Source organism: Kitasatospora sp. NPDC050463 (assembly GCF_040655255.1).
Classification (GTDB): Bacteria; Actinomycetota; Actinomycetes; order Streptomycetales; family Streptomycetaceae; genus Kitasatospora.
This window is the reverse complement of sequence record NZ_JBFAJO010000004.1, coordinates 36,898-59,350: the sequence shown is the minus strand read 5'-3', so window position 1 is coordinate 59,350 and position 22,453 is coordinate 36,898. Positions and strand designations below refer to the sequence as shown.

The 22,453-nt window shown below is 73.4% G+C and carries 17 protein-coding genes; 13 read left to right on the top strand and 4 right to left on the bottom strand.

Going from position 1 to position 22,453, the window contains the following annotated elements; translation table 11 throughout:
* Window positions 1–72 precede the first annotated feature (72 nt).
* The 8 genes from AB0J08_RS04175 (at window position 73) to AB0J08_RS04140 (ending at window position 10,879) form a co-directional block, all read left to right on the top strand.
* A complete protein-coding gene (locus AB0J08_RS04175) occupies window positions 73–717 on the top strand; it encodes a dihydrofolate reductase family protein (protein ID WP_360626560.1) in 645 nt (214 codons plus the stop codon).
* Window positions 718–1,219: 502 nt separating this feature from the next.
* Window positions 1,220–1,822 carry a carbonic anhydrase gene (locus tag AB0J08_RS04170; protein WP_360626557.1) on the top strand — a complete coding sequence of 201 codons (603 nt, stop codon included), beginning with the start codon at window positions 1,220–1,222 and terminating at the stop codon, window positions 1,820–1,822.
* Window positions 1,823–1,868: 46 nt separating this feature from the next.
* Entirely contained in the window at window positions 1,869–3,380 is a 1,512-nt protein-coding gene (locus AB0J08_RS04165; protein ID WP_360626554.1) for a SulP family inorganic anion transporter, read from the top strand.
* A 332-nt stretch (window positions 3,381–3,712) separates the two neighbouring features.
* Window positions 3,713–6,742 carry a LodA/GoxA family CTQ-dependent oxidase gene (locus tag AB0J08_RS04160; RefSeq protein ID WP_360626551.1) on the top strand — a complete coding sequence of 1,010 codons (3,030 nt, stop codon included), beginning with the start codon at window positions 3,713–3,715 and terminating at the stop codon, window positions 6,740–6,742.
* Window positions 6,739–7,899 (top strand): FAD-dependent monooxygenase, encoded by a 1,161-nt coding sequence (locus AB0J08_RS04155; protein ID WP_360626548.1) that lies wholly within the window; start codon window positions 6,739–6,741, stop codon window positions 7,897–7,899. Before AB0J08_RS04160 ends, AB0J08_RS04155 begins: the two co-directional genes overlap by 4 nt.
* A gap of 37 nt (window positions 7,900–7,936) precedes the next feature.
* On the top strand, window positions 7,937–9,898 hold the full coding sequence (locus tag AB0J08_RS04150) for a hypothetical protein (protein WP_360626545.1): 1,962 nt from the start codon (window positions 7,937–7,939) through the stop codon (window positions 9,896–9,898).
* A gap of 274 nt (window positions 9,899–10,172) precedes the next feature.
* The gene (locus tag AB0J08_RS04145; protein ID WP_360626542.1) at window positions 10,173–10,391 is read left to right on the top strand and encodes a hypothetical protein; all 219 of its coding nucleotides are present in this window, start codon (window positions 10,173–10,175) and stop codon (window positions 10,389–10,391) included.
* Between the two features lie 8 nt (window positions 10,392–10,399).
* On the top strand, window positions 10,400–10,879 hold the full coding sequence (locus AB0J08_RS04140; RefSeq protein ID WP_360626539.1) for a hypothetical protein: 480 nt from the start codon (window positions 10,400–10,402) through the stop codon (window positions 10,877–10,879).
* Window positions 10,880–11,054: 175 nt separating this feature from the next.
* Here AB0J08_RS04140 and AB0J08_RS04135 read toward each other — a convergent pair whose 3' ends face one another.
* Complete coding sequence (locus tag AB0J08_RS04135; protein WP_360626536.1) at window positions 11,055–12,425, bottom strand: chloride channel protein; 1,371 nt, start codon at window positions 12,423–12,425, stop codon at window positions 11,055–11,057.
* Between the two features lie 288 nt (window positions 12,426–12,713).
* Here AB0J08_RS04135 and AB0J08_RS04130 point away from each other — a divergent pair, with 288 nt between their 5' ends.
* A complete protein-coding gene (locus AB0J08_RS04130) occupies window positions 12,714–14,186 on the top strand; it encodes a hypothetical protein (RefSeq protein ID WP_360626534.1) in 1,473 nt (490 codons plus the stop codon).
* 162 nt (window positions 14,187–14,348) lie between these two features.
* Here the strand turns inward: AB0J08_RS04130 and AB0J08_RS04125 are convergent, their stop codons facing one another.
* The gene (locus tag AB0J08_RS04125) at window positions 14,349–14,639 is read right to left on the bottom strand and encodes a hypothetical protein (RefSeq protein WP_360626531.1); all 291 of its coding nucleotides are present in this window, start codon (window positions 14,637–14,639) and stop codon (window positions 14,349–14,351) included.
* 169 nt (window positions 14,640–14,808) lie between these two features.
* Complete coding sequence (locus AB0J08_RS04120; protein ID WP_360626858.1) at window positions 14,809–15,489, bottom strand: TetR/AcrR family transcriptional regulator; 681 nt, start codon at window positions 15,487–15,489, stop codon at window positions 14,809–14,811.
* 80 nt (window positions 15,490–15,569) lie between these two features.
* On the opposite strand from AB0J08_RS04120, the gene AB0J08_RS04115 reads away from it, so the two are divergent.
* Window positions 15,570–16,685 carry an NAD(P)/FAD-dependent oxidoreductase gene (locus AB0J08_RS04115; RefSeq protein ID WP_360626528.1) on the top strand — a complete coding sequence of 372 codons (1,116 nt, stop codon included), beginning with the start codon at window positions 15,570–15,572 and terminating at the stop codon, window positions 16,683–16,685.
* 368 nt (window positions 16,686–17,053) lie between these two features.
* Here AB0J08_RS04115 and AB0J08_RS04110 read toward each other — a convergent pair whose 3' ends face one another.
* Window positions 17,054–17,695 carry a hypothetical protein gene (locus tag AB0J08_RS04110; protein ID WP_360626525.1) on the bottom strand — a complete coding sequence of 214 codons (642 nt, stop codon included), beginning with the start codon at window positions 17,693–17,695 and terminating at the stop codon, window positions 17,054–17,056.
* Between the two features lie 277 nt (window positions 17,696–17,972).
* On the opposite strand from AB0J08_RS04110, the gene AB0J08_RS04105 reads away from it, so the two are divergent.
* Genes AB0J08_RS04105 through AB0J08_RS04095 form a run of 3 tightly spaced genes read left to right on the top strand, consistent with a single transcriptional unit; the run spans window position 17,973 to window position 22,271 of the window.
* Window positions 17,973–19,436, top strand: a complete 1,464-nt coding sequence (locus AB0J08_RS04105) for a DUF4331 domain-containing protein (protein ID WP_360626522.1) — start codon at window positions 17,973–17,975, stop codon at window positions 19,434–19,436.
* A 59-nt stretch (window positions 19,437–19,495) separates the two neighbouring features.
* Window positions 19,496–20,791, top strand: a complete 1,296-nt coding sequence (locus tag AB0J08_RS04100; RefSeq protein ID WP_360626519.1) for a tetratricopeptide repeat protein — start codon at window positions 19,496–19,498, stop codon at window positions 20,789–20,791.
* Between the two features lie 28 nt (window positions 20,792–20,819).
* A complete protein-coding gene (locus AB0J08_RS04095) occupies window positions 20,820–22,271 on the top strand; it encodes a nickel transporter (RefSeq protein ID WP_360626516.1) in 1,452 nt (483 codons plus the stop codon).
* Window positions 22,272–22,453 lie beyond the last annotated feature (182 nt).

The following is a 22,453-nucleotide window of genomic DNA, read 5'->3' as shown; positions in this document are numbered from 1 at the left end:
GGGCGCGGTAGCCTCGGACTCCGGCCGGTGCGGCCCGCCCACGCCGGAGTACCGAACGCCGGAGGTCTTCCCGTGTCCCTGGTCCGCGTCCACAACTTCTCGGTCTCGCTCGACGGTTACGGGACGGGCGAGGGGCAGAGCCTGGAGGCCCCGTTCGGCCACGCCGGTGACCGCCTCCACCGCTGGTTCTTCCACACCAGGACGTTCCGGCGGATGCAGGGCAAGGAGGGCGGCGACACCGGTGTGGACGATGCGATGGCCCGGGCCTGGGGCGACGGCATCGGTGCGGAGATCATGGGGCGGAACAAGTTCGGCCCCCAGCGAGGCCCCTGGGAGAATCACGACTGGACCGGCTGGTGGGGGCCCGACCCGGTGTTCCACACCCCGGTCTTCGTACTGACCCACCACCCGCGGCCCACGGTGGAGATGGAGGGCGGCACCACCTTCCACTTCGTCGACGCCACCCCGGAAGAGGCGCTCCGCCAGGCCCGGGCGGCCGCCGGCGGCCTGGACGTCCGGATCGGCGGCGGGCCCACCACCGTCCGCGCCTTTCTGGCCGCCGACCTGGTCGACCATCTGCACGTCGTCGTGGTGCCGATCGTCCTCGGCCGCGGCGAGCACCTGTGGGAGGGGCTCGAAGGGCTGGAGGAGCGGTTCCGCACCGAGTCGGTGACCAGCCCGAGCGGAGTGACGCACGTGACCTTCACCCGCGTCTGACCCCTCGGTGGTCTCGTGATTTCGCCGCGGATCAGTCGACCGGCCCCTCTCTCCGAGGCGGTCGCGCGGTAGCGGGCGCCCACCGGCGGGCGCCGTGCCGCCCACCCCTACCCGACCCTGCCCGAGCCGACGGCCGTCGCCCGGCCGGTCGAGGAGTTGCCCGCCGACGCGCGCTGAGCCCGCGGCCCCACCTTCGGACACCCGTACGCCGAATCCGAACGGACGCCCCCTCGGTACGCCAGCACGGTGCGGTAACAGGATGTTAACCGGACCGGCACAACTTCCTTCCAGGCACGGCTTTTGCCTGTCCGATACCCATGTTTTACTGAGTCTTGACGCAGCATCAGGTCACCCGGGGGTCACCGACGGTCAGCGGCGCGCGGGTCCGCCGTGCCCGGCGGCCGGATCGGTCCCCGGTCCGAACGGCCTGTTCTGACGGCCCCCTGCCCGACCCGACCGCCCCCGCCGTCCACGGTGAGGAGGCAGAAGGAGGCACACCCTCATGGAACCGTTGATCGACCGTGCCCGCGCCTTCCCGCAGCGCGCCGGCCGCGCCGGCCGCGAACTCGACGGCCTCGCCACCGGCCAGTCGCCGCAGGCGCTCTTCATCAGCTGCTCGGACTCCCGGGTGGTGCCCACTCTGATCACCGGAGCCGACCCCGGCGATCTCTTCGAGCTGCGCACCGCGGGCAACATAGTCCCGGCGTACCGCGCGGACTCCGCCTCCGGCGAGACCGCCACCATCGAGTACGCCGTGAACGTCCTCGGCGTGCGCGACATCGTGGTCTGCGGCCACTCGCACTGCGGGGCGGTCGGCGCGGTCGTCCGCGGCGACGACCTCAGCGTGGCACCCGCCGTCCGCTCCTGGCTCGACAACGCCGACCGCAGCGTGCTGCGGGCCGACGGGACGGACGTCTTCGACCCGACCGTGGCCGGGCCGGTGCAACGGCACGTCCTCGCCCAGCTGGAGCAGCTGCGCGGCTACCCGGGCATCGCCCGGGGGCTGCTCGCCGGACGGGTCCGGCTCCACGGCTGGTTCTACGAGGTCCACACCGGGCTGGTGCTCGCCCACCGGGCCGACTCCGGGCTCTTCCTCCCGCTGTGACCCGCCCCCTGCCCACCGTCCGCACCTCCATCCATCCGAGGACCTGATGCTTCGTCGTCCCGCCCTTCGGCCCGCCTCCGACCACTCCCCCGGTCCGCCCCGGACCGCCGACCTGCGAGCCGATCTGGCCGCCTCCCTCGTCGTCTTCCTGGTCGCGCTGCCGCTCTGCGTCGGCGTGGCCGTCGCCTCCGGCGTCCCGGCCGAACTCGGCCTGCTCACCGGCATCGTGGGCGGGCTGCTCACCGGGCTCCTGCCGGGCAGCAGCCTGCAGGTGTCCGGCCCCGCCGCGGGGCTCACCGTCCTGGTGTTCGGCGCCGTCCAGGAGCACGGGCTCGCCACTCTCGGCGTGATCACCGCCACCGCCGGACTGCTCCAGGTCGCCATGGGCACCCTGCGGCTCGGACGGCTCTTCCGTGCCATCTCCGTCTCGGTCGTCCAGGGCATGCTGGCAGGGATCGGCCTCGTGCTGATCGCCGGCCAGCTCTACGCCCTGGCCGACGCCCAGGCACCCCGGAGCGGACTCGACAAGCTCACCGGCCTGCCGGGCCTGGTCGCCGACACCGTCTCCTCGCCACAGGCACTCACCGCCGCAGCGATCGGCGCCGGCACCATAGCCGTCCTGGTGCTCTGGCCCAGGCTGCCCGCCCGGGCCCGGGTCGTGCCCGCGCCGCTGGCGGCGGTCGCCGCGGCCACCGCCGCCACCGCGCTGCTCGACCTGTCCGTCGCCAAGGTCGAGGTCGCCGGCCTGGCCGGGGTGATCGACCTCCCGGGCGGCGCGGAGCTGGCGGCCCTCGGCAGCCCCGGCGTCCTCGGCACCGTCCTCGCGTTCGCGCTGATCGCCTCCGCCGAGAGCCTGTTCAGCGCCGCCGCGGTGGACCGCCTGCACGACGGCCCGCGCACCCACTACGACCGGGAGCTGGTCGCCCAGGGCGTCGGCAACACCGTCTGTGGCGTGCTCGGCGCCCTCCCGATGACGGCCGTCATCGTGCGCAGCGCGGCCAACGTCCAGGCCGGGGCACGGACCAAGGCCTCCCGCGTGCTGCACGGCCTCTGGCTGCTGTTGTTCGCCGCGTTGTTCCCCGCCGCCCTCTCGGTGATCCCACTCGCCGCGCTGGCCGGCGTCCTGGTGCACGCCGGGGCCAAACTGGTGCCCGCCAAGGCGCTCGTGCCGCTGTGGCGGACGCACCGCGGAGAGGCCCTGATCCTGGTGGTCACGGCGATCGCCATCGTCGCGACCAACCTGTTCGAGGGCGTACTCCTCGGCCTGCTGCTCTCCGTGCTGAAGAGTGCCTGGGACACCTCGCACCTGCACGTGGACGTCGAGGAGCGCGGGGACGGCGCGGTCGGTGTGACGCTGGCCGGCAACGCCACCTTCCTGCGCCTGCCACGGCTGCTGGACGCCTTGGAGCAGCTGCCCACCGGCCGGATCGTCCACCTGGACCTGACCGGCCTGCGCCACCTCGACCATGCCTGCCGGACGGCGCTGGGGGCCTGGGAGGAACGCCACAACCGGGTCGGCGAAGCCGCGGTCGTCCGCGTCCCGGCGGCGAGCGTCTGACCGCAGGCCGGCGCCTGCCGGGGCGGCACGGGCCGCCCCGGCGGGCGCGGGTGCCCGGCAGGAACGGGCCACCGACTGACACCGGCACCGGCACTGCCGGGCTGGTGCCGCCCGCCGGCGCCGCCTCCTGCTGATTCGCCCCGGGGAGCGGGCCCGGGAAGTGCGACCGCTGCTGGCCGATTGGAGTGAGCCGGACCGCCGACGGTCCGCTCTGTGCTCGGTTCGGGCGTACGTCGGCGCGCTGGTCCCCACGGGTTTGTGCACGCTGGACCGGGGACGGACGGAGGCACGGCCTCCGAACCAGCAGACCGTGGCACGGATCGGAGCACAACATGATCGGGACTCCCGCACCCTTCGACGAGAACGCAGGACCTCCGCCGCTCCCGGGCTGCGCCGAGGACGCCGCCGCCGCGCTGAAGCAGATGTTCGTCGACCTCACCCAGGGCGGCCGCATCACCCGCGGCCAGGACCCGGTCAGACGCCCGGTGTTCCTCAAGCCGCACGGTGTGGCCCGCGGAGTGCTCACGGTCCCCGCCGACCTGCCGCCCGACCTGCGCGTCGGGTTCCTCAAGAGCGCCCGTGAACAGACCGGCGGCCTGACCGCCTGGGTGCGTTTCTCCAGCGACACCGTGCCCGGCAGCCCCGACCTGAACACCACCCTCGGCATCGGCATCAAGCTGTTCGGTGTGCCCGGCCCGAAGCTGCTGGACGGCGACAACGAGGCCGGCACCCAGGACCTGCTGATGCAGAACCACGACGTGTTCTTCGTCGACACCGCCCAGGACATGTGCGAGTTCACCAAGGCCGGTGTCGTCGACGGCAGCTACGAACGGTACCTGCGGGACCACCCGGTCACCCGGGAGATTCTCGACGCGATGGCCACCTTCGAGGAGAGCGTGCTCACGACGACGTACTGGGGCGTGCTGCCCTACGCCTTCGGCCCCGAACGCTTCGTCAAGTACAAGCTGGTACCGGCCGGTTGTGAGCCAGGTGATCCGGCGGCGGTGCCCCCCGACGAGAACCCCGCGTACCTGGGCGCCGACCTGCGGCACCGCCTCTCGGCGGGACCGGCGGCCTTCGACCTGCTGCTGCAGTTCCGGACCGACCCGCAGCGCATGCCGCTGGACCGGGCCACCGTGCGCTGGGAGGAGTCCGAGAGCGAACCGGTGAAGGTGGCCCGGCTGACCTTCCAGCAACAGGACGTCACCGCCCGGGGCCAGGCCGCCTACGGCGAGAACCTCGCATACAACCCGTGGCACAGCCTCGCCGAGCACCGGCCGGTGGGCAGCATCTCCGAAGTGCGCAGGACCGTCTACCAGGCGTCGGCCGGACAGCGCCGCGACGTCAACGGCGTCCCGGCGGCCGAGCCCGGCCCGGCCCGGCCGCAGATCACGCCGCCGCCCGCCCGCGACACCCGGATCGTCCGGGCCGCCGTGCACCCGGCGATCGGGGTGGCCCGGGTCGGCGACAGCGCGGAGGAGTACGTGCTCGCCCCCGAGGTCGACCACCCGGCCCCGCTGCCCATCGGGAGCTACAAGGACGCCACCGGCGCCCTGAAGCGGCAGGCCGTCCGGTTCCGGGTCTACGGCTACAACGCCGCCGGCGAGCCGGTCGCCGAGCTGACCGCCGACAACGCGGACCTGCGCTGGACCGTCCACGTCGTCAACTCGAAGGCCGCCTGGTACCAGTTCCAGCTGGCCCTCGACATTCCGGAGGCGGACAGGACCGAGGACAGCAACCTGCGCAATCCCAAGGTCCCGGCCGACCGGCGCAGCCGCCTCGTCATCGACCCCGGCTCCCGGTCGGTGCGGGGCCGCAACCGGGCCGGCGGCCCCGACCACCTCTTCGACACCGGCACCTTCATGGACCGGCCCGTCTACCTCGGGGAGCTGCGCACCGACGAGAGCGGCCGGCTGATCTTCCTCGGCGGCCGGGGCGTGTCCGCGTCGGCCACCGACACCCCCGCCGACACCTTCGCCAACAACGACGGCTGGCACGACGACGTCTCCGACGGCCCGGTCACCGCCGAGGTCAGCATCGACGGGCGGCCGATCCCGGTCGAGCCGGGCTGGGTGGTCACCGCACCGCCCAACTACGCGCCAGAACTCACCTCGGTGCGCACGATGTACGACCTGGTACGCGACGTCTTCGTCACCGCAGGCACCCTCCCCGAACCGCGGCAGCCGTCGTTCACCCGCGACGTGCTGCCCGTCCTGCGCCGCCTCTGCGACCTGCAGTGGGTCAACCAGGGTGTGGCCGTCCAGCTCGGGCACGACGGGCGGGAGGACCTCCTCGCCCCCGACACCCTCACCGCACTGGCGGACCCCTCGCCCGTCCACGAGGAACTGCGCCGGCAGGTCTGGCTCACGATCCGCAACTACGACCGTGACGGCCTGTCCCCGATTCCGTGGCCGGGGATCTACGGCGACGCGATGAACGTACCGGCCGAGTCGGTGCGCCAGCACGTGACGCTCTCCCCGCTCCAGTACCGCCTCCTGGAGCGCTGGGCCGGCGGAGACTTCCTCGCCGACCACGACCCGCAGGCCGTGCCGCCCGGCTCCCTCGACCAGGTGCCGTTCGCCGAGCGGCCCCAGACCCTCGACCGGGCGGCGCTGTCGTTCTGTCTCGCCGACGCCTTCCACCCCGGCTGCGAACTCACCTGGCCGATGCGCCACACCACCCTGTACAGCAGCCCGTTGCGGGTGCGTCCGCGCGATCCGAAGCTGCCGCCCCCGCCCGCCTACGGTCCGAGGCTCACCCCGCAGATCGCCCTCTCCTTCGACGGCCCGCTCTACGCCCAGCGGGCGGGCGACCTGACCCGGTGGATGGCCGTGCCCTGGCAGACCGACACCGCGAGCTGCCGGTCCGGCTACGAGTACCTCTCCGGCTTCGGCACCTACGATCCGTACCTCCCCACCTTCTGGCCGGCCCGGGTGCCCAACCACGTGATCGCCGAGGAGGAGTACGAGATCGTCATGGACACCTCCCGGCCCATCGGGGAGCGCCTGGCGGCCTTCGGGAACCGGCGGGCCTGGCTCCGCTGGCTCCCCCCGCGCTACCTCGACGCCATCAACGCCATGGTGACGGACTTCGGCAAGCTCGGTCTGGTCGAACGCCGCCCGGGGCCCACCGACGACCCCCGCCTCCCCGCGGAGCTGCTGGTCGAGTCCGAGGTGAGCTTCCCGCCCGAGCCCGCTCCGCCGGCCCGGCGCAACCTGGTCGCCGTGCACGTACCGCTCGGCGCCGACCCGGTGCTCGGCGAGGCCGCGATGTCCACCGCCGTCACCATGGCGGTGCTGCCCGACGAGGAGGTGTCGGCGGGCTTCATCGACAAGGTCAAACGCTTCCGGCGCAACCGGTGACGGCTCCCCCGCGCCCGTCCGGGCCCGTCGATGCCGCCGTGGCCGGCGGCGGCCCGGCGGGCGCGGTCGCGGCGCTGGTCCTGGCGGCCGCCGGCCGGCGCGTCCTGCTCCTCGACCCCGGCGGGCCTTCCCCGCCGGCCGGCCAGGACGCGTTCAAGATCGGCGAGTCCCTGCCGCCCGCCGCCCGCCCGCTGCTGCGCGATCTCGGGCTGCTGGACCGCTTCCTGGCCGCCGGGCACCTCCCCTCCACCGGCACGTACGCCGCCTGGGGTTCGGCCGCGCTGCACGGTCGCAGCCACCTCTTCGACCCGTACGGGCACGGCTGGCACCTCGACCGGCTCCGCTTCGACGCCTTCCTGCGGGACGCGGCCGTGGCGGCCGGCGCCGAACTGCGCAGGGCCACGGTGCTGGCGCAGACCGGCGACCGCCTGACCGTCCGTGAGCGCGACACCGGCACCGTGACGGACCTGCACTCCCGCTGGACGGTCGACGCCACCGGCCGGCGCTGCGTCATCGGCCGCCGGTACGGCCGCCGTCACCGGCAGGACCGGCTCCTCGCCGCGTACGCCGTGTTCCGCGGTCCCCGCGCCGCGGAACGGACGCAGCCGCAGGACGCGGAGGTCCGCACCCTCGTCGAGGCGGCCCCGCACGGCTGGTGGTACACCACCCTGCTCCCGGCCGGGCGCCTGGTCGCCCACCTGACCGACGCCGACCTCGCCGACCCTGCCCTGCGGACCCCCCAGGGCTTCTGGCGCGGCATCACCCACACCGAGCACGTACGGCAGCGGCTGGCCGGCCACGACCCCGCCGCAACCGCCGTGCCGCGCTGGACGCCCGCCCACGGCCTGCGGCTGAGCCCGGCCGCCGGCCCGGGCTGGGTGGCGGCCGGGGACGCCGCCCTCGCCTTCGACCCGCTCTCCTCGCAGGGCATCCTCACCGCACTGCACACCGGCGCCCGCGCCGGGCAGGCCGTGCGGCGTGCCTGGCCGCCCCGGGCCGGACGGCCGCCGCGCTCGCCGACTACACGGCGTTCCTGGACAGCGTGGCGAACGCCTACCGGAGAAACCATGCGTACTCGTACGACCAGGAACGGCGTTGGCCTCTCAGCCCCTTCTGGCAGCGCCGGCGGGTGGGCGCGGCGGCCCCGTCCGGCATAGCCTGAAAGAACCCGACCACACGTCCATGGGGGCAGTCATGACAGCTCCAGCTCCGACGCATGCCGTCTGGGACGCCACCGAGATCACCCAGTCGGTGCAGGACCTCCAACACCGCGTCGCCCTGATCGCGGGCAAGGTGACCGTGATCCGCGTCTACGTGAGCGGCAGCAGCGGCCCCGCCGCCGGAGTGCGCGGTACCGTCACGCTGATCCGGTCGGCGACGGACCCCGGCGTCAAGGTGACATCGGTCAACACCATCGCCCTCGACCCGGACGCCGCCCAGGAACTCGCCGCCCGCCGCGCCGACGCGAACCTGAGCCTCAACTTCATCGTGCCGCCCACGCTCACGGCGGAAGGGACACTCACCGTGAGCTCGGTGACCCTCAGCGATGCCCTGACCGGTGCCGTCCTCCCGCTCGGCGCGACGGGCGCCGGCCCGACCGTCCGGTTCCACACCGGCCCCCCGCTGCGGATCCGCGTCCTCGGACTGCGCTACACCACGACGGACCCGCCGGGCACCTTCACCCCGAGGGACCTGGACTTCACCGCCCTGGTCAGCTGGCTCAGACGCGCCTACCCGGTGGCCACCGTCATCAGCTCACACGCCGTCATCGAAGCCACCGCCACCCCTCCCTTCACCTGCGAGGACACCAACGCCCAGCTCGCGGCCATCCGCAACCTGGACATCAGCGCCGGCGCTGACCGGCGCACCCACTACGTCGGCCAGGTGGCCGACGGCGGATTCTTCCTGCGGGGGTGCTCCTCCGGCCTCCCCGTGGCGGCCGACCCGAGCGTCGTCGCCTCGTCGCCGTGCGGTTCGGCCCCCTTCGGCTGGGACTTCGACGGCACCTACGGCGACTGGTACGGCGGCCACGAGCTCGGTCACACCCTCGGCCGCCTGCACCCCGGCTTCTGCGGTGAGTCCGCGGACGACCTGCAGAACTACCCCTTCCAGAGCGGGCAGCTCGCCGACGGGCCGGACACCTTCGTCGGGTTCGACGTGGGCGACCCCGCGCTGAACCTGCCGATGAAGGCCAAGCCGGGCATGCGGTGGCACGACGTGATGACCTACTGCGACCGCCAGTGGATGAGCAGTTACACCTACGAGGGCATCCGCCGGCGGCTGATCGCCGAGGACTCGCTCGTGGCCGGTGCCCCGCTGCCCGAGGGCGCCCCGGAACCCGCCCCCGCCCCGCTCACCGTCGTCCCGGTCGCCGGGCCTCCCGGGCCTGCCGGGCCTGCCGGAGGGCGCCCCGACGAGCGCTTCCCGAAGCTGGCCGTCACCCCTGCGCCTCCCCAGGCGGCCGCGACCGTCCTCCGGGCGGCCGGAGCGGCTCCGGAGGCCGAACCGTTCGTCAGCGTCGTCGGCACGGTGAACCTCAGCCGCCGCGAGGGCGACATCCGCTTCGTCAATCCGGTGACACCGCTCGCCGCCCGGCCCACCCCGGCCGCCCAGCCCACCCGGACCGGCGGCACGGCCGGTCCGGACGGTGCGGCCGCCGGCCCGAACGGCGGGACCGAGGTGGTCCTGCGGATCCGGCAGACGGACGGCGCACCGCCGCGCGAGATCCCGGTCGCCGTCAGGCTCGCTTCCGAGCTGGGCCCGAACGACGACCGCACCGGCCTGGTGGACACCGTCGTGCCGGTCGGGGCCAGCCCGGAGGCGATCGAGCTGGTCGTCGGCGGCCAGGTCGTGGACACCTTCCGCCCCGGCGGCGCACCGCCGGCCCTGCGCGCCGCCCGCCACGCGAGCGCCGAAGCCGGGGCGTTCGGGCTGGCGCTGGACTTCGACAGGGGACCGGAGGCCGGCCAGACCTTCGCCGCACAGGTCAGCACCGACGGCGGCGCCACCTGGCAGACGATCGGGGTGGGCCTGAGGGAACCTCTGGTCCAGGTGGACCGCGGCCAGTTCCGCCCGGGTGACCAGGTCCAGCTGAGGATCATCACCACCAACGGATTCACCAGCACGGCCTCCGACATCCAGCAGATCCAGGTCTGAGCCGGGCCCCCACCGCAGGTCCGGCCCCGGGAGCGGCTGGCCCTGCGGTGGCCGCTGCCCCCGTTCACCCCTCCCGGGACACCCTGCCGGGGCTCCCCGGCCGGGTGCTCGACGCCCCGGAGACGCACACCCCGCCGGTCGTCCCGGCCGCCCGGAAGCCGGCCCGACAGAAGGCCTTCGTACCCGAACAGGTCACAGATCGTGCGACGCCGGCAACCCCGTGCAACCGTGGCAACGCCACCAACCGTGGCCACGTCAACACCGGGAGAACCTCATGAGCGCCGAACGTATCGAACCGAAACAGCTCGCCGCGGCCGCGGCGCAGGGCGTCGCGATCGCGATCGCGGCCCGCCACCGCGCAGGCGAGTTCGACATCTCCAGGCCCATCGTCGCCGGCTTCTTCCCGGAGGAGCTCTTCGAAGTGACGCTGGCACAGAGCTTCGACGGACAGTTCGCGGTGAAGAACGTCCAGCCGCTCAAGGCTCCGCGGTAGACCCCGCCATGCCGCAGGAAAACGCCGACGACGGCGGGGGACTGCTCTGCCCCAGCGCGCCGGCGGACCCGACCGGGTCGGTGCTGATCGGGGTCGTTTCGGGCACACCCGAGGCACCGCGGGTCGTCCCGACCGCGCACGCGATGCCCGTCAGCCTTGAGATCATCGAACTGGCCCGGCCCGCCTCACCCGGCGAGGTCTTCCGCTTCGCAGGGGCCTGCCAGGCGTCGGGCTGCATTCACTTCAGGAACGCGGCCTGCCAGATCGCCGCCCGCAGCGCCGTGCTGCTGGACGAGGTGGTCGAGGACCTGCCGAGGTGCCCGATCCGTGCGCAGTGCCGCTGGTTCCGCCAGGAAGGGCCCTCGCTCTGCCGGCGCTGCCCGCAGATCGTGACAGAACAGTACCGGCCCTCGGCGGAGATGCTGCGGATCGTGAACGAGAACGATCCGCCCACGAGCCCAGGCGTCGACTCCGGTCTCTCGCAGTGAACCGACCGCCCGTCGGAGGCTCGCCTCCGGCGGGCGGTCGGCCGTGACCGGTCGGCGCGAGTGGCCGGCCTTCTCCGAGACCGCCCCGCCTCCCGGCGTTGCGGAACCGACGACGGCACCGCCGTACCGGATTCCTCGGCTTGACGGCCGGGAAGCGGGCCCTGGCCCGATCGCGTCACGAGGCGGGTGCCCCGGTGGGACCGGGTTCGGCGCTGACCGGGGCGCTCCGTCGTGCGAGGCGCAGGGTCCCCACGTAGGCGACCACCACCGCGACGATCACCAGTGGCATCACGGTCAGCCCCTGGGAGCCGAGCAGCAGGGTGGCCAGCAGGACGCAGGTCATCGGGAGTCTGAGCATGGCGACGCTCAGCGCCCCCACCCCGATGGCGAAGCCCGTGGTGACGTCCAGGCCGGGCAGGTGGGACATGGCCAGGCCGCCCGCGCCACCGACGAACAGGGCGGGGAAGACGGGGCCGCCGCGGAAGGCGCTGAGCGAGGCGCTGTAGGCGAGTGACTTGAGGACGACGAGGAGCAGCAGCGCACCGACGGAGTAGCTGGCCTGGTCGGCGAGGAGCGGGCCGATGGTGGTCTCGCCCGAGTAGAGCACTCCGGAGATCGGCTTGTCGGTGATCGTGGTGTAGAGCAGGGCGAGTACTCCGATGAGCGCGCCCGTCAGCACGGTGAGCGGCACTCTGTGCCGCTGGATGTGCGTGCGCAGGCGCAGGGCCGGGCGGCGGATCGCTTCGCCGAGGACCGGGGCGACCAGGCCTGCGAGGACCGCCCAGCCGAACGCGGCGATGGTGGGCCGGTCGGCGGTCGGCACCTGCGTCAGCGACAGGGAGTAGGTGCCCAGGCCGGTCCAGGAGTCGAGGCCGGTGAAGATGAGCGAGCCGATGCCGGCGGCGAGCAGGCCGGGCACCAGGACGACGCCGAGCATCGGGCCGGCCAGGCCGGAGGCCTCCATCAGCAGGAACGCGCCGAGGACGGGAGATCCGAGGAGTTCGCTGATCGCCGCGAAGCTGCCGGCCGCGCCGATGACGGCGAGGGCGTTGGGCGGGGCGTCGCGTTTGAGCAGTCGGATCGCGCCGACGGCCAGGCCGCCGCCGAGGGCGATCAGTGGGGCCTCCGGGCCGAGGACGACGCCGAGGCCGAGCGAGGCGATCGCGGCGAGGGCGACACCGGGGACGGTGGCCACCGACGGGATGCCGCCGGTCTTGAGCCCGTCGGCCGGCTCGTGCCCGCCCCGGCCGGGGAGGTACTGGATGGTGAGGGCGACCAGGACGCCGGAGACGGCCAGCACAGGGATGGCCCACCAGTCCGGGGTGGTCGTGAAGCCGAGGCCCTTGGGCAGGTCGGTATAGACCAGGGACTGGAGTTCGGAGACGAGGGCGAGGAAGCCGTACGCGGCGGCCGAGATCGGAACGCCCAGCACCGCCGCCATCACCAGCAACGCGATGTAGTTGCGGCTGCGGACGATCGCGAACGGATCCTGCGGCGCCACCGCGGGCGCGGCCGGCTCGGCAGGCGCGGGGGGCTCAGCAGGCATGCGTGTCGCCTCCTCGGCATTCGGCCCGCCCCGGGAGCCGGGAGGCGGCCCTGCCTGCCCCTCGGCGGGTGGCAGTGTCCCTCCGATCATCGGGTCACCGGCGGCATCCGTCGTGGCGCGAACGCCACGCGGGTGAACCGCGCCGAGGCGCCGAGGTGTGTGCCGTCACCCGGACATCCGGGTGCACCCACCCGGACCGCCGACTCCCGGTGGTGCGCGCGCCGGCCTGCGCTTCTCCTGGAAGGGCATGCGGCAGCCGATGGCCGGCCGCCCACCCGAGGAGGAGCAATGGCGGCGACCCCACCCGAGCCCGGCTCAGGCGAATCCGCCGGCGGCGAAGGGCCCGGCAAGGCAGGTCCCCACGAGCAGCCCCCGGCACCGCCTCCGCCCTCCGACCGTCCCGCAACACCGCCCGAACCCGGCCGGCCCCCGGTCGCGGCGGCCGGGGACGCGGACGAGGTCACCCGGCTGCACGAGCGGATCGCCGTACTGGAGGCCGCCCCGCGCAGGAAGGAACACCACCGGTGGCGGACCTCGGGCGCCGTGGTGCTCATCGTGATCACCTCCCTGCTGTCCCTGCTGTCCGTGCTGGCGGTCTGGACCTCCGACTTCGTCGGCGACACCGACCGCTACGTCCAGACCATGGCCCCACTGGCCACCGACCCCGACATCCAGCAGGCCGTCACCAACCGGGTCACCACCGTCGTCCTCGAACAGATCGACGTCAACGCCCTGGTCAAACAGCTCTCCGACGCCGCCGCCGAACAGGGCGTGCCGCAGAACGCCGCCAACCTGATCAACAACCTGAGCGGGCCGATCAAGAGCGGCCTCACCCAGCTGGTCAGCTCGACCGTGAACAAGGTCGTCACCAGCGACCAGTTCGCCACCCTCTGGGTCGACGCCAACCGGGCAATCCACACCGCCCTGGACAAGGCCCTCACCGGCAAGGGCGGCGGCGCGGTCAAGGTCGAGAACAACCAGGTCTCCATCGACATCGCACCGATCGTCGCCAAGGTGAAGGACGAACTCGTCAGCGCCGGTCTGGGCCCGGCCGCCAAGATCCCCGACGTTCACACGAACTTCGTGGTCTTCGCCTCGAAGGACGTCGGCAAGGTCAAAACGTACTTCCGGCTACTGGAGATCATGGGCGCCTGGCTGCCGATCGTCACCATCCTGATCGGTGCCGGCGCCGTGTTCCTGGCCGTCAACCGCCGCCGCGCGCTGATCGGCGCCGCCGTCGGGGTGGCGCTGGCCATGCTGCTGCTCGGCATCGTGCTCACCGTCTTCCGCGCGTTCTACCTCGACCACCTGCCACCGGGCGCCAATGAGGCCGCCGCCGGCACCCTCTACGACACCCTCATCCGCTTCATGCGGGCCACCATCCGGGCGGTCGGTGCGGTCGCCGTGGTCACCGCGGTCGGCGCCTTCCTGATCGGCCCGTCCCGGCCCGCCGTCGCCGTGCGCACCGCCTGCCGGCGGATCATCGGCTCGCTGCGCGGCGAGCTGTACTCGCTCGGCATGAAGCTCGGCCCGGTCGGGCGCTTCGTGCACCGCTTCAAGCGCTGGATCGGTGCGGCGATCCTGCTGGTCGCCGCCGTGATCCTGGCCACCTGGTCCTACCCGACCTGGGCCGTGGTCCTGTGGATCACCTTCTTCGTGGCCCTCGGCTTCGCCATCCGCGAGTTCCTCGACACCGGCCCCGGCGGCGACCGCGCTCCACCCCCGGCAGCCCCCGGCGCACCACCGCCGGCCCACGCGTGAGCGACCGCCCCACCAGCGGTCCCCCTGCCTGATGCCGGGCGTCGATTCGTCGCCCGCGGCCCGTCGTCCCGGCGGATCGCGGGCGGCGATGAGGCGTCTTCCGGTGCTCGTCGACGTACCGGACCCGGTGCTCAGTCCCTCCAGTCCCTCCGCCCGCCTGTCTCAGATGGCGGGCCGGGCCGCGACGTTCAGGATCTCCTTCACCACCTCTCCGGTGTCGGCGACGACGCGGTAGACGGCTCCGCTCGCCAGGACGAGGGCGCCGAAGAGGATCCAACCTCCCGGCCCGCTGTCCACCTCGACACCCGGGGCGCCGTCGCCGTTCGGCGCGGCCGAGGGCCTCACCGCCGCCCTGGCGATGTGGGCCGTTCCGGCCACGGCGTGGGCGGCTCCAGCCAACGCCAAGCCGGCCACGCCTATGGCGAACCACTCTGCTCGACTGATCTCGTCCATCGTTCTCACTGTCCTCGGCCCGTGGGCGCAGGTGGAAGGCGCCTCACTTTCACGTCCATCCTCCGTGTGGCCCGCTGACGGCCACCAGAGCGCCTCGGGCCACTTCAGTAGGGCCGTTGGACCCAGCCGGAACCCGCCGAACGGCATGGTCGGTCACGCCGGTCGCGCGTCAGCTTGAGAACCGGGCTTCGATCCCGTCGAGGAGGAAATCGAGGCCGGTCCGGAAGGTCTGGTCAGCGTCCAGATGGGGACCATCGCGTACGACCGTGGCCAGCGCGGGGAATCGGCCCGTTGCGAAGGTCCGCTCCAGATACGGCCCCAAGGCGGCCTGCCACTGCTTCTTGTCCACCCCGGTGGCCCGCTCGGCGCGCCGCTCGGTGATCTCCCGGCGCACCGCGCCGATCACGTACGCATTGACCGCGGCGATCGCCGGCACGGTGAGGTCCAGGTCGACGCCGCCCATCGCGGCCACCACGGCCTCCCCGCTCGCCAGCGTGTTCGGCCCGAGCTGCGGCCGCCCACCGATCAGGTCGGCGAACCATTCGTGCTGGTGAGCGGCCTGCCGGGTGGCTTGCGCAAGGGAGTGCAGCACCGCTCGCCAGTCGTCTCCGGCCGGCCTGATCTCGGCGTGTACCGCATCGACCATCAGGTCGAGCAACTCGTCCTTGGTGGCGATGTAGCCGTACAGCCGCATCGGCCCGACCTCCAGCGCGGCGGCGAGCTTGCGCAGCGACACCGCCTCCAGGCCGTCCGCGTCGGCCAGCCGGATCGCCGCTCGTACGATCCGCTCCCGGCTCAGCCGGCCCAGCACCGGTCGATCCGGCGGCTCCGGCCTCTCCCACACCAACATGCCGCCGAGAATACAGCGCGAGTGATACGGTGACGCCGTCGATACAGTGTATCGATCAATACGGTGAATCGGGGGCACTCATGACCATCGCCATCATCGGAGCCGGCCTGGGCGGCCTGTCTCTCGCCCGCGTACTGCACGTGAACGGCATCGACGCCGTCGTTTACGAACGCGAATCCTTGCGCGGCGCGCGCAGTCAGGGCGGCATGCTCGATCTGCACGCCGGGACCGGGCAGCGGGCGCTGCGCGAGGCCGGACTGATCGACCAGTTCCACGCGATCGCCCGTCGTCAGGGCCAGGACCTGCGCCTCCTCGAACCGGACGGCACCCTGCTGCTGCAGGAGGACACGCCGGACGACGCCCCGCTCGATCGGCCTGAGGTCGACCGTGCCGATCTGCGCAACCTGCTGCTGGACTCCCTCCCCCTGCACGCGGTGCGCTGGGGGCACGTGTTCGAATCGGCCGACAACGGCTTCCTGCATTTCGCCGACGGCAGCGGTGCGACGTATGACCTGCTGGTCGGCGCCGACGGCGCGAACTCCCGGGTCCGCGAACTGCTCAGCGACGCCCGACCGGCGCACACCGGTCAGAATGTCGTCGAGCTCGCCATTCCCGACATCGACCGCACCCACCCCGACCTCGCGGCAATGGTCGGACGCGGCAACTACTGGGTGCTCGGCGACGGACAGTCCCTGTCGGCGCAGCGGAACGGCGACGGCCGGGTACGCGTCTACCTCAGCTTCCACAACACCGCCGAGGACTGGTCCGTCACCAGTGGGATCCCGTTCGACGACCCAGCCGCCGCCCGGGCCCGGCTGATCGACCTGTTCACCGGCTGGGACTCACGGTTCACCGCACTGATCGCAGCCTGCGGGGACACGATCCTGCCCCGGTCGATCACCACTCTCCCGGTCGGCCTGACCTGGCCGTCGACGCCAGGCGTCACACTGCTCGGCGATGCCGCACACCTGATGCCGCCCGTGGGGCAGGGCGCCAACATGGCGATGCTCGACGGCGCCCTGCTGGGCCTCGCGCTGGCCGCGCACCCGGACGACTTCCCCGCCGCCGTCCAGGAGTATGAACGCGAGATGTTCGAACGCACCAGCGCCGTCGGCCGGCAGTCCGCGGACATGCAGGACGTCCTGGCCTCGCCGGACGCCAGCCGGAGGATGCTCGCATTCCTCCAACCCGCCTGAACGAACGTCACCGAACACGACGAGGGAGCCGGCCCGGCGCTTCGTAATGGTCGGGTGGCGTCGGGTTCGTGACGGCTTGTCGGGCCGGTGGCTCCGGGAGCGGAATCCGGCACGGGCTTCCAAGATCATGGAGTGGTCGACGTCCCGTGCTCCGAGTGGAAGACCGCGCCTGCCGACGCGTCATCGCCGATCCCGTCCGCTCTTGACCAGCTCTGCCATCAGCCCGATCCCAGCGCCGAGGAGGTCCCGGGGCTGCAGGAACGGTTCGCGGAGGTGCCGGACCCGCGCGACCCGCGCGGGTCCGGCACGCCCTGGCAAGGATGGGGAACCGCTCCCCCGGCCACTGCGCGGGGGACCGCGTCGAGGCGTTACGGCACGTAGTCGAAGCGCGGGGTCAGCGTGCCGAACATGGAGTCGGCGGCCAGGCCGTCGCCGAACCAGAACTTGGTCAGATCGGCCGTGTCCTGGGTGACGTGGAACGGCACGCGGTCGAGGGTGAAGCCCTTCAGGGTCGGGCGGCCGTTGGCCAGGACCTCGGCCGGGGTGGTGTAGGCGATCAGGGTCTCGGGGCTGACCTGCTGGCCGTTGATCCGGATGCCCGCCGCGTAGCCCGGCTGCGGCATGACCCGGATCCAGGTGGCCTGGAGCTCGACGGTGGTGCCCTTGCTCGGCTGGTTGAAGGTGATACCGCCCGGGTAGTAGATCCGGCCCTTCTCGTCGATGTGGTCGCCGGCCGTCGAGCCGATCGGCAGCTCGAAGCCGTAGCCGTCCTGGTCCAGCACGAACGGAGCGATCGCGCCGAGCTTGATGCCGTTGCGGTCGAGCCACTGCCGCGTGGTGTCGCTGACCTTGACGTGGGCACTGCCCCACGGCGAGATGTACAGGCCGGACGCGGACGGGCCGCTGCGCGGGGCGGGGACGGCGCCGGGGGTGGAGGCGTCGGCCGGGGCGGCCGACAGGGCCATCACACCGGCCAGCGAGAGCGCGGCGAGCGAACGAAACAGACGCATGGTCAGTTCTCCGGGAATGTGAGGAAGTTGATCCTTCGAGCGCGAAGCGCAGCCATGGGTAACGCACTTCGCGTGGCGTGTGCAACGGTGATCACCCTGGCGAGGGAAGTCCGCCACCCCTTCGGTCAGCCGCGCCCGGTTCCGGCCTTTTCATGATCCGGAACTCACCTAGGGTGAGCCCGCCCGGGCGGTTCCGCCAGGCGAGACCGCGTGGTCCGGCCGCGCTATCGCACCGCCCGGCGCGCCCGTAACGTCCTACGCAGCCCTGGAGATGCCTGTGTCCCGTCCGCCTTCCCGCCGTCCCAAGCGGCTCGCGCTCGTCGGGGCGACCTCGCTGCTCACCGGCGCGGCGCTGGCCGGCCCGTACCTCGGTACCGGGGCGGCCGGCGGGCACTTCGACGCGCCGGGTGTGATCGCCGACCCGCAGGCCAACGTCACCGACGTCTACGCCTTCACCAGCCCGGACGACCCGGCGATGGCGACCATCATCGCCGACGTCCAGCCCACCCAGCTGCCGGCCACGACGCCGACGCCCGTCAACTATCCCTTCGCGACCGGCGGTGCCCGCTACGAGATCCACGTCGACGGCCGCGGCACCGGCCGGTCGGACCTCACCTACCGGTGGACCTTCCGGACCGAGGACCGCCGCCTGTTCGGCGCGGGCCCGATCGCGGCCGGCCCGGTCCGCTCGCTGAAGGACCCGACGCTGCTGCTGCGCCAGTACTACACATTGGAGCGGATCCGGTCCGGCCAGGCGCCCGAGACCCTGGTCAAGGACGCCCCCGTCGCGCCGACCCGACAGAGCCTCGCCCTGATGCCCGACTACGGCGCACTGCGCGACCAGGCCACCACCGCACTGCCCGGAGGCGGACGGACGGTGGCCGCCCAGACCGCGGAGTCCTTCCAGGCCGACGCGCGCGTCTTCGGCTACTTCATCGCCGGCACGGCCGGCCCGGTGCCCGGATACGTACCCGCCGCGAACCCGCTGGCGGCGGTCAACGTCAGCAGTCTGATTCTCCAAGTCCCCAAGTCCGAACTCGCGTTGAACGGTGACACGAAGCGCAACCCGGTGGTCGGCGTGTGGGCCACGGTGTCCCGGCCCGGGGCGGACCTCTCCCGCGACCTGCGCACCCAGGACGCGACGTACCGGCAGGTCGGCCGGCTCGGCAACCCGCACATCGGCTTCGCGCTCTGGGGCACCTTCGGCGGGATCGCCACGCCCGGCGGACCCGAGGACCGGTTCAACACCCGCCCGGCCGACCAGGGCCGGAACGACCAGGCCTTCCTCGCCTCCGCTCTGGACCCGGCCCCGCCGCACAAGATCGAGGCCGCCGGAGGCCGCCCCGCGCCCGCCGGACCGCGCACCGACATCCGGGCGCTCTTCCTGCGCGGGATCGGCAAGGACAACGGCGCCAAGTTCGGCTTCGACCTCAACACCCAGGCCATGAACGCCGACGCCGACCCGAACGCCCTCGCCTACGCCGACGAGCTGCGGCTGAACCTCGGCACACCGGTCACCGCCGACCCCGACCGGCTCGGCGTGCTCGCCGGTGACCTGCAGGGCTACCCGAACGGTCGCCGCCCCAACGACATGATCGACAACTCGCTGCTGCGGATGCTGGAGGGCGAGCCGGGCAGCCCGTCCGCGGCCGACCTGCTGCCCGCGCCGCTGTTCGACGCCCAGCCGAAGCCGGCCGGTGACGTGTTCCCGTACCTCAACCTGCCGCACGCGCTGCCGTGACGCGGCCACCGGACGCCGTCGCAGCCCGCCGTCCGCGCTCCCCGGGGTGGCGGCGGGCGGTGACGGCCGCAGTCGGTGGCGCGGCCGTACTGGCCTGTGCGGGCGCACTGCTCGCGCTCGGGCCGTCCGGACCGCCGTCCTCCGCCGATGCGGGACGCACCGTCACCGCCGCACCGCCTCCGCCCCCCACGGACCGCCTCGCCGCCGCCCGCTCAGCCGTCCGCGGCCGACCCCAGGACCCTTACGCCTGGAGCGAGTTGGGCCTCGCCGAGCTCGACCGGACGCGGATCACCCTGGACGCGGCCCGCCTCGCCGACGCCGACCAGGCCTTCCAGCGCTCGCTCGCCCTCAAACCCGACGCCAACTACGACGCCGTCGCCGGCGCCGGCATGCTCGCCAACGCCCGCCATGACTTCGCCGCCGCCCGGGAGGCCGGCCGGCGCGCGACCGCGATGGCCCCGGACCGGCCGATCGGATACCTGGTCCTCGCGGACGCCGAGATCCAGCTCGGCGACTACCCGGCCGCCACCGCCGACACCCAACGCCTGCTCGACCTGGCCCCGACCGTCCCCGGCTACACCCGCGCCGCCTACGACCTGGAGACCCACGGCCGCCCCGAGGAGGCCCGGATCGCGCTGGAGCGCGCCCGGCAGAGCGCGAGCACGCCCGGTGACACCGCCTTCTGCGAGCACCGCATCGGCGATCTCGCCTGGGACCAGGGGCAGGTGGACGAAGCCGACGAACACTACCGGCGCGCCCTGGCCGCCACCCCCGACGACCACTACGCCCAGGCCGGCCGAGCCAGGGCGGCGGCCGCCCACGGCCAGAACGAGGAAGCCACGGCCACCTACCGGACGCTCGTCGAACACGCGCCGCAGCCCCAGTTCCTGGTGGAGCTGGCCGAGTTGCAGCTCTCGCAGCACCGGGACGCGGACGCGCAGCCGCAGCTGGCCGCACTGGCGGCCGAGGTCCGGCTGCTGGACACCGACGGCGGCCCCGTCGACCCGACATTGATGCTGTACCAGGCCGACCACGGCGACCCGGCCGTGGCCGTCCGGCTGCTGCGCACGGAGTGGGACAGGCGCAAGAGCGTCCTGGTCGCGGACGCGCTCGGCTGGGCGCTGCACCGAGCCGGCCAGGACGCCGAGGCCCTCGGCCTGCTGGACCAGGCCGCCGCCACCGGCTGGCACACCGCCTCCTTCGCCTACCACCGCGGCACGGTCGAGGCCGCGCTCGGGCGCCCCGAGGCAGCCACCGACCTGCGAGCCGCGCTGCGCCTCAACCCGTACTTCTCGCCCTACCACGCGCCGCAGGCCCGGCAGTTGCTGGCGTCCCTGCCGGGCGGCAACGGCTGACCACGAGCTCCTCGTCAGGAACCCACCCGTGAACCGAACACCGCGAGCCGTCCTCGGCGTGATCGCCGGGCTGCTGCTCGGCCTCGCCCCCGGTGCCGCCGCGCACGCCCACCCGCTCGGCAACTTCTCCGTCAACCGGCTCGACCAACTGCGGCTGCTGCCCGACCGGATCGAGGACGCCGCGGTCGTGGACACGGCCGAGATCCCGACCGCCCAGGACCGGGAGACCGCCGACACCGACCACGACGGCGTGATCAGCCCGACCGAGGCCGCCGCCCGCTGCACGGAGCTGGCCGCGGCCATCCGGGCCGACGCGGACGGGCAGGCGCTGAGCTGGCGCGTGGCCGGCAGTGCGCTGGAGTACCACCCGGGCGCCGCCGGCCTGCCGACCACCCGCCTCGCCTGCACCCTGACCGCGCCGGCCGCGCTGGACCGGCCCGCCGAGGTCCGGTTCGTCCCGGGCACGGACAGCGGCCGCCTCGGCTGGAAGGAGATCACGGCTGCCGGCGACGGGCTTCGCCTCACCGCCTCGTCCGTCCCCGCCGAGAGCGTCAGCGCCGGGCTGAGCACCTATCCGCAGAGCCTGCTGGACCGCCCGCCGGCCACGCTCACCGCCGACCTTCGCACAGCTCCGAACAGCGGCGAGCCGGCCTCGACGACGGCCCGCACCGGCGCGGCACCGCCCGCTCCCGGCGGCTGGGTGCCCTTCCCCGGGCTCGAACGGTGGCTGAGCGCTCTGGTCGGCACCCGCGACCTCACCCTCCCGGTGGGCCTGCTCGCGGTAGCCCTCGCCCTGCTGCTCGGCGCCGGCCACGCCGCGCTGCCCGGCCACGCCAAACTCGCCGTGGCCGCCTGTCTGGCACAGCGGCGCGGCGGACTGCGGGCAGCGCTGGCCGTCGGGGCGACGGTGACCGTGACCCACACGGCGGGCGTCCTGCTCACCGGCCTCCTGCTCACGGCCTCGGTCGGCCTCGCGGGCGAGCGGCTACTGGGCTGGCTCGGCCTGCTCGGCGGGGTACTGATCACCGTGATCGGCGGTGGCCTGCTGTACCGCGCCGTGCGGGTTCTCCGTGGTGGAACGCCGCACCGCCACCACCCGCACGATCACGGGCATCACCACCACCATCACCCACACCGGCGGCGGCTCGGCGGCCTCGCCTCGCTGCTCGGGATCGGCCTGGCCGGCGGCCTGGTCCCCAGCCCCTCCGCCCTGGTCGTCCTGCTCGGCGCCGTCGCTCTCGGCCGCACCGCGTTCGGAGTGCTGTTGGTCATCGGATACGGCGCCGGCATGGCGCTCGCACTCGCCGCGGCGGGCGCCCTGCTCGCCGGCGGCAGCACCCGGCTGGCCGACCTGACCAGCCGCCGACTGCCGACCCTGCGCCGCCTCGCCCCGTACAGCTCCCTGCTCACGGCCGGCGTCGTCCTGACCGTCGGCCTCGGTCTCACCCTCCGCGGGCTCCCCGGCGTTCCCGACCTGTGAACCGTCGGGCCCGATGAAGCCGGCAGCTCACCGACCTCCGCGGCGACGGTGCCCCGTTCGGGACCTGCTCCGGCTGCGACGCCGGCGCCATCCGCGTACTGCCGACAACCGGACGAGACCGCGCCCCGGGTTCCCCGATCGGCCGTGGCCGGAGGGGAGGTCCGGCCACGGCGGGCGTACCG

Excerpts from the sequence above, each read along its gene's own strand:
- AB0J08_RS04170 (WP_360626557.1), top strand. The coding sequence starts at position 1,220 with ATGGAACCGTTGATCGACCGTGCCCGCGCCTTCCCGCAGCGCGCCGGC.
- AB0J08_RS04135 (WP_360626536.1), bottom strand. The coding sequence starts at position 12,425 with ATGCCTGCTGAGCCCCCCGCGCCTGCCGAGCCGGCCGCGCCCGCGGTG.
- AB0J08_RS04165 (WP_360626554.1), top strand. The coding sequence starts at position 1,869 with ATGCTTCGTCGTCCCGCCCTTCGGCCCGCCTCCGACCACTCCCCCGGT.
- AB0J08_RS04125 (WP_360626531.1), bottom strand. The coding sequence starts at position 14,639 with ATGGACGAGATCAGTCGAGCAGAGTGGTTCGCCATAGGCGTGGCCGGC.
- AB0J08_RS04160 (WP_360626551.1), top strand. The coding sequence starts at position 3,713 with ATGATCGGGACTCCCGCACCCTTCGACGAGAACGCAGGACCTCCGCCG.
- AB0J08_RS04145 (WP_360626542.1), top strand. The coding sequence starts at position 10,173 with ATGAGCGCCGAACGTATCGAACCGAAACAGCTCGCCGCGGCCGCGGCG.
- AB0J08_RS04115 (WP_360626528.1), top strand. The coding sequence starts at position 15,570 with ATGACCATCGCCATCATCGGAGCCGGCCTGGGCGGCCTGTCTCTCGCC.
- AB0J08_RS04120 (WP_360626858.1), bottom strand. The coding sequence starts at position 15,489 with ATGTTGGTGTGGGAGAGGCCGGAGCCGCCGGATCGACCGGTGCTGGGC.
- AB0J08_RS04150 (WP_360626545.1), top strand. The coding sequence starts at position 7,937 with ATGACAGCTCCAGCTCCGACGCATGCCGTCTGGGACGCCACCGAGATC.
- AB0J08_RS04110 (WP_360626525.1), bottom strand. The coding sequence starts at position 17,695 with ATGCGTCTGTTTCGTTCGCTCGCCGCGCTCTCGCTGGCCGGTGTGATG.
- AB0J08_RS04140 (WP_360626539.1), top strand. The coding sequence starts at position 10,400 with ATGCCGCAGGAAAACGCCGACGACGGCGGGGGACTGCTCTGCCCCAGC.
- AB0J08_RS04130 (WP_360626534.1), top strand. The coding sequence starts at position 12,714 with ATGGCGGCGACCCCACCCGAGCCCGGCTCAGGCGAATCCGCCGGCGGC.